General features: G+C 72.4%; 13 protein-coding genes. 7 read left to right on the top strand and 6 right to left on the bottom strand.

The features are described 5' to 3' along the window. Both ACRDTB_RS35380 and ACRDTB_RS35375 read right to left on the bottom strand, forming a co-directional pair. Positions 1–1,468: GAF domain-containing protein (locus ACRDTB_RS35380; protein WP_431436609.1), on the bottom strand; the 1,468-nt coding region annotated here is incomplete at its 3' end. Between the two features lie 43 nt (positions 1,469–1,511). Then, positions 1,512–2,276, bottom strand: a complete 765-nt coding sequence (locus tag ACRDTB_RS35375; RefSeq protein ID WP_431436608.1) for a 3-hydroxybutyrate dehydrogenase — start codon at positions 2,274–2,276, stop codon at positions 1,512–1,514. 152 nt (positions 2,277–2,428) lie between these two features. Between ACRDTB_RS35375 and ACRDTB_RS35370 the strand changes: the two genes are divergently transcribed. The 6 genes from ACRDTB_RS35370 (at position 2,429) to ACRDTB_RS35345 (ending at position 5,838) form a co-directional block, all read left to right on the top strand. Beyond that, positions 2,429–2,761, top strand: a complete 333-nt coding sequence (locus ACRDTB_RS35370) for a zf-TFIIB domain-containing protein (protein WP_431436607.1) — start codon at positions 2,429–2,431, stop codon at positions 2,759–2,761. Between the two features lie 18 nt (positions 2,762–2,779). Then, a complete protein-coding gene (locus tag ACRDTB_RS35365; protein WP_431436611.1) occupies positions 2,780–3,400 on the top strand; it encodes an AAA family ATPase in 621 nt (206 codons plus the stop codon). Between the two features lie 201 nt (positions 3,401–3,601). Continuing rightward, positions 3,602–4,153, top strand: a complete 552-nt coding sequence (locus ACRDTB_RS35360; protein WP_431436606.1) for a helix-turn-helix domain-containing protein — start codon at positions 3,602–3,604, stop codon at positions 4,151–4,153. 5 nt (positions 4,154–4,158) lie between these two features. Beyond that, positions 4,159–4,836: a hypothetical protein gene (locus ACRDTB_RS35355; protein WP_431436605.1), complete on the top strand. Its 678-nt coding sequence runs from the start codon at positions 4,159–4,161 to the stop codon at positions 4,834–4,836. A gap of 116 nt (positions 4,837–4,952) precedes the next feature. Then, positions 4,953–5,240 (top strand): DUF2516 family protein, encoded by a 288-nt coding sequence (locus tag ACRDTB_RS35350; protein WP_431436610.1) that lies wholly within the window; start codon positions 4,953–4,955, stop codon positions 5,238–5,240. 46 nt (positions 5,241–5,286) lie between these two features. Then, positions 5,287–5,838, top strand: a complete 552-nt coding sequence (locus tag ACRDTB_RS35345) for a YbaK/EbsC family protein (RefSeq protein WP_431436604.1) — start codon at positions 5,287–5,289, stop codon at positions 5,836–5,838. Between the two features lie 181 nt (positions 5,839–6,019). Here ACRDTB_RS35345 and ACRDTB_RS35340 read toward each other — a convergent pair whose 3' ends face one another. From ACRDTB_RS35340 to ACRDTB_RS35325, 4 genes are all read right to left on the bottom strand, one after another. Further along, on the bottom strand, positions 6,020–6,976 hold the full coding sequence (locus ACRDTB_RS35340; protein ID WP_431436603.1) for an isopenicillin N synthase family dioxygenase: 957 nt from the start codon (positions 6,974–6,976) through the stop codon (positions 6,020–6,022). Beyond that, positions 6,973–7,833 carry a formyltetrahydrofolate deformylase gene (purU, locus tag ACRDTB_RS35335; protein WP_431436602.1) on the bottom strand — a complete coding sequence of 287 codons (861 nt, stop codon included), beginning with the start codon at positions 7,831–7,833 and terminating at the stop codon, positions 6,973–6,975. Before purU ends, ACRDTB_RS35340 begins: the two co-directional genes overlap by 4 nt. Then, positions 7,830–8,576, bottom strand: a complete 747-nt coding sequence (locus ACRDTB_RS35330; RefSeq protein ID WP_431436601.1) for a maleylpyruvate isomerase N-terminal domain-containing protein — start codon at positions 8,574–8,576, stop codon at positions 7,830–7,832. Before ACRDTB_RS35330 ends, purU begins: the two co-directional genes overlap by 4 nt. Before the next feature lie 87 nt (positions 8,577–8,663). After that, on the bottom strand, positions 8,664–9,425 hold the full coding sequence (locus ACRDTB_RS35325) for a MerR family transcriptional regulator (RefSeq protein WP_431436600.1): 762 nt from the start codon (positions 9,423–9,425) through the stop codon (positions 8,664–8,666). A gap of 99 nt (positions 9,426–9,524) precedes the next feature. Between ACRDTB_RS35325 and ACRDTB_RS35320 the strand changes: the two genes are divergently transcribed. Beyond that, positions 9,525–10,200: ADP-ribosylglycohydrolase family protein (locus ACRDTB_RS35320; protein WP_431436599.1), on the top strand; the 676-nt coding region annotated here is incomplete at its 3' end.

Here is a 10,200-nt window from a genome sequence, read left to right as displayed (position 1 = left end):
CCACCGGGCCGCGCGCGGGCCCGGACGCGCCGACCGTCACCGGTGCGTCCACTGTGGACCCCAGTTCGCCGGCCAGCTGCTGCGCCAGGCGGGGCGCCGCGTCCGACACCAGCAGCACGACCTGCTCCGCGTGCAGGCCCACGAGCGTGGCGTACCGGCCGCACGCCATCGCCAGCCGCCGCCGGGACACGGCGTCGCAGTGCGCGATCAGCACGGTGTGCGGGGCCGCCAGGTCGATGCCCAGCCGCCGCCCGCGGGCCAGCAGCGCCGCCTGGTTGCGCGACGGCGCGGTCAGCAGGTCGGTCAGCAGCTCGCCGCGCACCTCGTCCTCGGCCTTCGCGACCGACCGCCGCAGCAACAACCGCAGCGCCGCCACCAGGCCGGCCCGCTCGAACAGCCGCCGGTCCGCGTCCCCGACGGCCGGCCGGCCGGTCAGCACCAGGCTGCCCAACAGCTCGGGCCCGGCGAGCACCGCGCACACCCACGCGTCCCCGGACCGCATCGCGCGGCCGGACGCGCGGGACGCGGCGATCGCGGAGTCCGGCAGTGGGACGGGATCCGACGACACGCGCGCGAGCTCGGCGCCGGCGTCGTCGAACAGCACGAGCCCGCCGCCGAGCACGGCCGCCACCTCGGTGACCACCTCGTCCAGGTCGCCGCCACGCAGCACCAGCTCCATCAGCCGGTCGTGCGCGTCCGCGCCGCGGCGCATCTCCTCGTTGTGCCCGCTGATCGTCTCGTTCGCCCGCCGGGTCTCCGCGAGCAGCTGCGCGTTGTCGATCGCGATCGCCGCGTGGTCGGCGAGCGAGGAGAGCAGCGCGACCTCCTCCGCGGTGAACTCGCGGCGCTGCCGGTCGGCCGCGAACAGCACGCCGATCACCTTGCTGCCCAGGGAAAGCGGCACGCCGAGGATGCCGACCATGTGCTCGGCGCTCACCGCGTCGTCGATCGGCCGGGTGTGCGCGAACCGCTGGTCGGACAGGTAGTCCGCGGTCGCGTAGGGGTGCGCCGTCTGCGCGACCAGGCCGCCGAGGCCCTCGCCGTGCCCGATCCGCAGCTTCGGCAGCAGGTCGGACACCGAGCCGTCGGTCACCCGCATGTACGTGGAGCCGGAGGCCTCGTCGTTCAGGCTCAGGTAGGACAGGTCCACGGCCAGCAGCCGCCGGGCCCGGCGCACGATCGAGCGCAGCACCTCGTCGAGGTCACGCAGCTTCGACAGGTCGCGCGCGGTGTCGAACAGCGCGGTGAGCTCCGCCTCGCGGCGGCGGTGCTCGCTGAGCGTGTGCCGGATCCGCAGCGCGAGCTCGGTCGCCTCCTCGAGCCTGGCCATCGCCGGTGCGTCGAGGTCGGCGCTGGCTTCGACGGCGACATGCGCCAGCTGCTCGGCACTCGCGTCCTGCGCGAGCAGGTCGAGCAGTCGGCGCACGCTGCCCGACAGCCGGTCCGACCGGACGTCCACGCCGATCATGGTGTCACCCGTGCCTTTCGGGCGGGAGCCCGCGCGAGGGCTCTCAGTTCGCGGTCCACGCGCCGTCGAGCGGCACGGAGGCACCCGTGAGCGAGCCGCCGGGGTCGCTGGCCAGCCACCGCACGAGCGCGGCGACCTCCGCGGGCTCGATGAGCCGCTTGACCGGAGTGCGGTCCAGCAGGACCTTCTCGACCACCTCGCTCGCCGGCAGGCCGTGTGTCCGCGCCTGGGCCTGTATCTGGTTCTCGACGAGCGGGGTGCGCACGTACCCGGGGTTGACGCAGTTGCTCGTCACGCCGTGCGGGGCGCCCTCGATCGCGGCGACCTTGGACAGTCCCTCGAGCCCGTGCTTGGCCGCGACGTACGCCGCCTTGTACGCGCTCGCCCGCAGGCCGTGCACGCTCGAGACGTTCACGATGCGGCCCCATCCGTGCGCGTACATGTGCGGCACGCACCGGCGGATCAGCAGGAACGGCGCGGTCACCATGACCTGCTGGATGAGCGTGAACATCTCCGGCGGGAACTCGTGCAGCGGCGCGACGTGCTGCAGGCCCGCGTTGTTCACCAGGACGTCGATCTCGGCCGGCAGCGCCTGGATCGCGTCGGCGTCGGCCAGGTCGACCACGTGCGCCGACCCGCCGACCTCGCCGGCCACCCGTTCGGCGGCCGGCCCGTCCCGGTCGACCACGTGCAGCTTGGCGCCCGCCGCGGCGAGCGCGTGCACGCAGGCGCGGCCGATGCCGCTGCCGCCTCCGGTGACCAGTGCGCTGCGTCCGGCCAGGTCACCGTGCGCTGGAGCTCCTTCCATGCCTGTTCACGCTAGGTAGAAGCGCGGATGCGGACCATGTGTCGCCGAGCCACAGCATGCGGCGACGTCATGTGGCCGTGGACCATGCATGGCCGTCGCATTGCGTGTTTCAGTAGGGTTGTCGTGTGATTTGCCCGAAGTGTCAGAACGCGATGCGCACCGTCGACCGCCAAAGCATCCACATCGACCAGTGCGACAGCTGCCGCGGGATCTTCCTCGACCGCGGTGAGCTGGAGACCATCCTCAACGCAGAGCAGCAGTACGTCGCTGCCGCCGCACCCCCGCCGTATCAGGGCGATCCGCGGCGGGCCGGCGGGGGCGGAGGCGGGTACTACCCGGACTCGCCGCGCGGGTACGGCCGGGGAAGCTACCCCGACTCGCCGAGAGGCTATGGCCGCGGTGGCTACCCGGACTCGCCCCGCGGCCATCACGGTGGCCACGGACACCGCCGGCGCAAGAGTTTCCTGGAACAGCTCTTCGATTAGCTCTCGTCCGTGAACCCGATGATCTGCGCGGGTTGCGGGGTGTGGAGCTCCGAACCGCGAGTCGTCGACGACGGCGCCGGTACGGTCCTCGAATGTGTCTCATGTGGACACAGGAAGCCGTACCGGCGCCTTCCACTGTTCGCGCTGACCGGCCCGTCGGGCACCGGGAAGACCACGGTCGGCCGGTTGCTCGTGCCGCTCCTCGACGAGGTGGCGGTCGTGCTCGAACAGGATCTGCTGTGGGTCGGCGCCCTGCGCGACCCGACGGGCGACTCGATGGCGTTCCGCCAGACGTGGCTGCGGCTCGCGGCGAGCATCCACCAGAGCGGCCGGCCGGTCGTGCTGTGCGGGACGGTCGCGCCGCCCCAGTTCGAGCCGTGGCCGGAGCGCGTGCTGTTCTCCGACGTCCACTACCTGGCGCTGACCTGCGCGCCCGCGGTGCTCGCGGAGCGGCTGCGGGCGCGGCCGGTGTGGCGCGCCTGGGACGAGGAGCGGATCGCCGAGATGCTCGACTTCAACGATTGGGTCATCGCCGAGCACGCGGACACGAAGCCGCCGATGAGCGTGCTCGACACGACCGACGCCACGCCGGCCGACACCGCCTCCCGGGTCGCCGCCTGGGTCTGCGCCCGGCTCTGAGTGCGCCGACCGCCAGGAAGGACGCCTTCCAGACGTTCAACGTCCGCAAGGCGTCCTTCCAGGCCCTCCCGGCGCCCGGCGCCCGGCGCGCGGGCCTCCCCGTGCCCCTGTGACACGACCCACCTCACCTGCGCAAGCAGTGCGCTTGCAACTGCTAGCACCTCGGCGTACCGTCGGTGGTGTCGCGAGGAGGTGACCGGGATGAGCGAGACCGACCAGCCAAGCCAGGGTGGCCACGGCCGCGCCATCGACGACGGCGCCGAGCCCGGCGTCGAGCCCGGCACCGACCGCACCGACCACGGGACCAACCGTGGTATCAACCAGGTGGCCGACCAGGTCGCCGACCGGGTCGCGGACCTCGGGCGGGACATCGGCGAGTACATCAAGCAGCAGCGCAGCAGCGCCAAGATCTCGTTGCGCCAACTGTCCCGGCTCGCCGGCGTGTCCAACCCCTACCTCAGCCAGATCGAGCGTGGCCTGCGGAAACCGAGTGCGGAGATTCTCCAGCAGATCGCCAAGGGCTTACGGATCTCGGCCGAGGCGCTGTACGTGCGGGCCGGCATCCTCGACGTCGCGCACGGCGGCCCGGTGGTCGACGCGGTGCGCGCCGATGACGCGCTCACCGAACGGCAGAAGCAGATCCTGCTGGACGTCTACGAGTCGTTCCGCCGCGAGAACTCCACACAGTCCACAGTAGAGGGGTCCAATGTGGACGGTGAACCGAGCCGAACGGGCCCCACATCTGAGGAGTGAGACACATGGTTGCGTTGCCGAAGACCGAGGACGTACGCAAGGACGTGCGCAAGGCGGGTGAGCACGCCGTCGAGGCCCTCCGCACGCCGCTGCTCGCGGCGCTGGGCGCGGGCGACCTGGCCACCCAGGCCGTGCGGGACGCCATGAACAAGACCCGGACCCGGGTCAACGAGGGCACCGGCGCCGCCAAGGACGCCGTCGACGAGCTGCCGCGTGACCTCGCCGGCGTTCGGGAGAAGCTGGACCCGGCCGAGCTGCGCAAGCTGGTCGACGAGTACACCGAGGCCGCGCAGAAGCTGTACCACAAGCTGGCCGACCAGGGTGAGGACACGCTGCACAAGCTGCGTGCCCAGCCACAGGTGCGCAAGGCGCTGGACCAGCTCGAGGAGGCCATCGCCACGCTGCAGGAGCGGGTCGGCGACGTCGCGGGTGACGCCCGCGAGCTGGCCGATGAGGTCCTGGCCAAGGTCACCCGCCAGACCCGCTCGGTCGGCGAGAAGACCGCCCGCCGCGCGGAGAAGACCGGCGCCGAGGCCGCCGAGGCGGTCGAGGAGGCCGGCGAGGACGTGGCCCGCGAGGTGCGCAGTGCCTCCCGCAAGGCCGCGAGCCGGACCGCCCCGAGCAAGCCCGCGACCACGCGGACCGGCAACACCCGCAAGACCAACGGCGCCGCCAAGAAGTAGGGCGTCCGCGATCTGGCCCCGGCACCCGCGTGCCGGGGCTTTCGCGTGCTGCGCGGTGATGTGACCTGGTCCGCTGGTCACTCGCGGCGGTTCGCACGTAGGCTGGGGACGTGCCGATGGAAGCGCTGCTGATAATGCGGATCATCGACTGGGCCGCCCTCCCGGTCGGCGCGTTCGCGTTCATCCACGCGTTGTTGCAGCGCCCGGACGCGTACGCGGCCATCGACCGGCTCACCAAGCCGGCCTGGCTCGGCATCACCGGCGGCGGCGCCGTGGCCCTGCTGATCTTCAGCTTCGCGGGGATCGGCTGGATCTTCTGGATCGCCGGTCTGGTCGCCACACTGGTCTACATCGTGGACATCCGGCCCAGGCTGATCGAGGTGCAGCGCGGCCAGCGCTGGTGACCGGTGCGTGGCACGGCGTTCCCGGCCACCGCAGTAGATTCGACGCGTGACCAGCTGGACCATTTCCGGAACCCTGACGGTCGAGCGTGCCCTCGACCGCCCCGATCTGCTCGCGGATCCGGTGGCGAAGGCGCTCGCCGCGCTGCCCGCCGACCACGCGGCGCGCCTCGGCGTCGCGGCCATCGACCCCGAACTGGCTGACACGGCCGCCTTCTGCGAGACCTACGGCTCCCCGCTCGAGGCGTCGGCCAACTGCGTGGTCGTCGCCGGCAAGCGCGCGGGCGAGGAGCGGGTCGCCGCGTGCCTGGTGCTCGCCACGACCCGTGCGGACGTGAACAACGTGGTGCGCAAGCGGCTGGACGTCCGGAAGGCGTCGTTCGTCCCGACGGAGCGGGCGGTCGAGCTGACAGGCATGGCGTACGGCGGGATCACGCCGCTCGGCCTTCCGGCTGGCTGGTCGCTGCTGCTGGACCCGGCGGTGGTGGCGGCACCCGAGCTCGTGATCGGCAGCGGGATCCGGGGAAGCAAGATCCTCGTTCCCGGGCCGACCCTCGCGGTGCTGCCGGGCGCCGAGGTCGTCGAGGGCCTGGGCCGCTGACACTCGCATCCGAGACCTGTCCACAGCCGCGCATCGGCGCCGGTTTTCCGTCGGTGGTCGCGAATACGCTGGAACGCGGGGGGCCCCGCGTGGCCGGGAGTTGTCCACAGGCCGTGGCTCGGGCCGCGGTTCGTGTCAGGGGTGCTCGGTACGCTGGATCTCGGGGGCCGGGGGCCATCCGTCAGTTGCCCAGCCGCTCGTGCAGTCGCGGGAAGACCTTCGCCACCTTCGCCGTCAGGTACTCGCCGTAAGTGCCCTCGAACGCGAGCGGGCTCGCGCCGTCCCAGCGCCGCGTCCCGTCCGGGTCGCGCGCGGCGCGGTCGGGCAGCGGCGGCACCCCCGCGGTGAAGTCCGGGTCCAGGAAGAACGGGAACGACAACCGGCTGCGGCCGCTGGTGTTGCGCACCCGGTGCGGGGTCGAGCGGTACCATCCGCCCGTCAGGCGCTCCAGCATGTCGCCGATGTTGCACACGAACGCATCCGGTAGGGGTGGCGCGTCGACCCAGCCGCCCGGTGTCCGTACCTGCAGACCGCCGTTGTCGTCCTGGGCGAGCAGGGTCAGCAGGCCGTAGTCCGTGTGCTCGCCGACGCCCCAGCCCGGTGCGTCCGGCGGCGCGGGCGGGTAGTGGAAGATCCGGAACAGCACCGTCGGGGACGCCGTGTAGCCGGTGGCGAAGTAGTCGGCGTCGAGGTCGAGGCTCAGGGCGATGCCGCGCAGCACGTTCTGGCCCACGGCCGTCATGAGGTCCAGGTACGACAGCACCACCGGCCGCAGCGCGGGCACCTGGCGCGGGAACAGGTTGGGGCCGTGCAGTGGCAGCGGGTGGCCGGCCGGCAGCTCGGTGCCGAGGTACAGCCCTTCCTTCAGGTCCCGCTCGCCGGAGGTCAGCTCGGCACCGACCGGGAAGTAGCCGCGCCATGCCCGCCCGCCGCGGGACATCTCGATCTCCCGCTTCGCCGCCTCAGACAGCGCGAAGAACTCGCGGCCGCGCGTGTCCAGCTCCTGGCGCAGCGACGCGGGCACGCCGTGGCCGGTGACGTAGAAGAAGCCCGTGTCGCGGCACGCGCGCTCGATCCCCGGCGCGGCCGCCGCCGGGGAGGAGATGTCGACGACCGGCAGTGTCGTCGGCGGAGTCATTGGAAGACCACGGTCTTGTTGCCGTGCACCAGGACCCGGTTCTCCAGGTGCCACCGCAGGCCCCGCGCCAGCACGCCCTTCTCGACGTCCCGGCCACGCCGCACTATGTCGGTGACCGTGTCCGCGTGCCCGACCCGGATCACGTCCTGCTCGATGATCGGGCCGGCGTCCAGCTCCGCGGTGACGTAGTGGCACGTCGCGCCGATCAGCTTCACGCCGCGGCGGTGCGCCTGGTGGTACGGCTTCGCGCCGACGAACGACGGCAGGAAGCTGTGGTGGATGTTGAGCGCCCGGCCGCTCCACGCCCCGCACAGGTCCGCAGGCACGATCTGCATGAACCTCGCCAGCACGATCGCGTGCGGCTCGCTCTCGTCGACCAGCGAGCGCAGCCGTGCGAACGCGGCGGGCTTGTCGTCGACGGTGAACGGCAGGTGGTGGAACGGGATCCCGTGCGCCTCGGTGATCGCCGCGAGGTTGGCGTGGTTGCCGATCACCGCGGGGATGTCGACGTCCAGCTCGCCGGAAGCGACGCGGCCCAGGATGTCGTAGAGGCAGTGGCCCTCCCTCGACACGAGGATCACCGCGCGCCGGCGCTCGGCGGTGTCCATGATCTGCCAGTCGCTGTCCTCGGCGAGCTCGGCGGCGATCGCGCCGAATCGCGTACGCAGCTCGTCGATGTCGGTCGGCACCGTGTCCGCGCTGATCTCCTGGCGGGTGAAGAACCAGCCGGTGTCCTGGTCGGTGTGGTACGCGGCTTCGACGATCAGGCAGCCGAGATCGGCGAGGAAGGTCGCGATGCGGGCGACGATGCCGACGCGGTCCGGGCAGCCGAAGGTGATCACGAAGCGGCGGCTCATGGCGTTCTCAGTGCCTCGACCAGGGCGCGGTCGCCGGTGACGATCGCCGTGCTGGGCCGGTGCCAGGCGGCCCGGTACACGGCGTCCGCGGTGCCGACCACCGAGGCGTCGGCGTCCGTGTCGCCGGCGGGTCCGACCTCGGGGACCTCGCCGTGCTTGAGCTGTACCAGCCACGCGCGGCCGGCGTCGGCGGCGTGGAAGAGGATCGTGCCCTCGGCCTCCGGGCGCTCGCGGTCCAGCCGGCGGGGGATCACCAGCGTGAGCAGCTCGTCGATCCCGTCGGCGGCGAGGTCGGGCTCGAACACCAGCGACGGAACGGCCGACGCCGCGGCCGAGCCGGCGGCGGCGTGCTCGGCGTCGAGGCGGTGGATCGCGGTCTCGTGCGCCTGGCGGCGCGCCCAGAAGCCGGCCGTGGACGCGGCGCGGGCGTCGAACACCCAGGCCGGCGCGTCGGGGCCCATCGTCCGCAGCTCGGCGAGCATGGTGCGGAGCGCGTCGTCCCACCACGGCAGCAGCGAGTCCCAGTCCTCGGGCGGGCGCTCCGCGCGGACGGTCTCCGCGCCTGGCTCGGCCCGCAGCGCCAGGACGACCCAGTTGTGCACCCTGGCGATGTGCCGGACGAGCCGCTGGACCGTCCACTCCGGACAGGTCGGCACCGCGGCGTCGGGACCGGCGGACACCGCCGCGGCCCGCAGTGCGCCCGCCTGACGCTGGACATGCTCGAGTTGGCTCGCGAAGTCCACGCGAGGAGGATAGTTGCCCGGTGCGCGCCGGCGCGCTGTTCACCGTCCCGGCCGGGAGATTTGCAGCTCTCCCGACCCGGTCGGGTACTAGTCGAGGCGGGTTCGCGCGTACTCGGCCATCGCCGCGCGCAGGAACTCCGCCAGCCGGGGGTCGGTCCGGTCGAAGTTGGCCCGGAACCTCGGGTCGTCGGCGTACAGGTCACCCAGACCCGTGTACGACTCCCGGTTCGGCGTCCAGTGCTGCGTGATCCACTGGTAATGATTCGCGATCACGTCCTGCACCTCGGCATCGGCCGGCTCGCGGCCGGCGTCGATCAGCTCGACCAGCGTGGTCAGCTGTGCCGCCCACTGGTCGCGCTGATCCTGCCACCACTGCTGCGGCTTGTCCTTCACCCGCGCGTTGGCGGCGTCCACGTGCTCGGCGCCCCACCGCTGCCGGGCCTCCTCGGTGAGCTCGGCCTGCTTGGCCGAGTCGAAGCCCTCGAACCAGTGGTCCATCGACTTGGCGGACACGGTTTCACCTCCCTCCAGATCTTTGATCGTGTGGGACACGGTGTCGGCCAGCCGCTGGAACCGGTCGCGCTCGGCGAGCAGCCACTTCTCGTGCAGCCGCAGCACCTCGACCTGGTCGCGCCCCTCGTGCATGATCTCGGCGATCGCGTCCAGGCCGACGCCCAGCTCGCGCATGACGAGGATCTGCTGGAGCCGCAACAGCTGCTCCCGCTCGTAGTAGCGGTACCCGTTCGCGCCGACCCACGCCGGCGGCAGCAGGCCGATCTCGTCGTAGTGCCGCAGGGTCCGGGACGTCACGTTCGACATCCGCGCCACCTGCGCGATCGACCACGCCATGATCGTTCTCCGTGTCCTGGCCGGGACTTTCCCGGCGCACGAACCACGGTAAAAGTTGACGTAGCGTCAAGGTCAAACCGAATGTGGTACCAACCACGCATGAGGGACCGACTTCGCCGTGCGCGGGCGAGTCTGCTCGGCCTGTCCGTCGGCGACGCATTCGGTGAGGTGCTCGGTGAGCGGCCGGACGACGCCGCGGCGCGCCGCCTGCCGCCCGGGCCGTGGCGGTGGACCGACGACACCGAGATGGCCTGTTCGATCGTGCGGGTGCTGGCCGAGCACGGCCGGCTCGACCCGGACGCGCTCGCGGAGAGCTTCGTCGACCACCACGACCCGGACCGCAACTACGGCTCGGGCGTCGACGCGATGATGCGCGAGGTCGGCCGCCGGCGCGTGTCGCTGCGGGTGCTCGCGACCGAGACGTTCGGCGGTTCCGGCTCGTGGGGCAACGGAGGCTCGATGCGGGTGGCGCCGCTCGGCGCGTGGTTCGCCGGCGACCCGGCCACCGCGGCGCGGCAGGCGGCGGAGTCGGCGCGGGTCACGCACACGCATCCGGATGGGGTCGCCGGCGCGGTCGCGACCGCGGTGGCCGCCTCGCTCGCGGCGAGCGGCGCTCCGGTCGGCGAGCTGTTCGCCGGGGTGCTGGCGCACACGCCACCGGGCACGGTCCGCGACGGCATCGAGGCGGCCACGACCATCGCCGACGCCGAGCCGGCCGCCGCGGCTCCGCCGAGCCCCAGGCGCCTGCGGCTCCGCCAGGGCATGAGGCTGCTGC

It is taken from the genome of Actinophytocola sp. (assembly GCF_050699935.1).
Lineage (GTDB): Bacteria > Actinomycetota > Actinomycetes > Mycobacteriales > Pseudonocardiaceae > Actinophytocola.
This window is presented reverse-complemented; position numbering and strand designations above follow the sequence as displayed.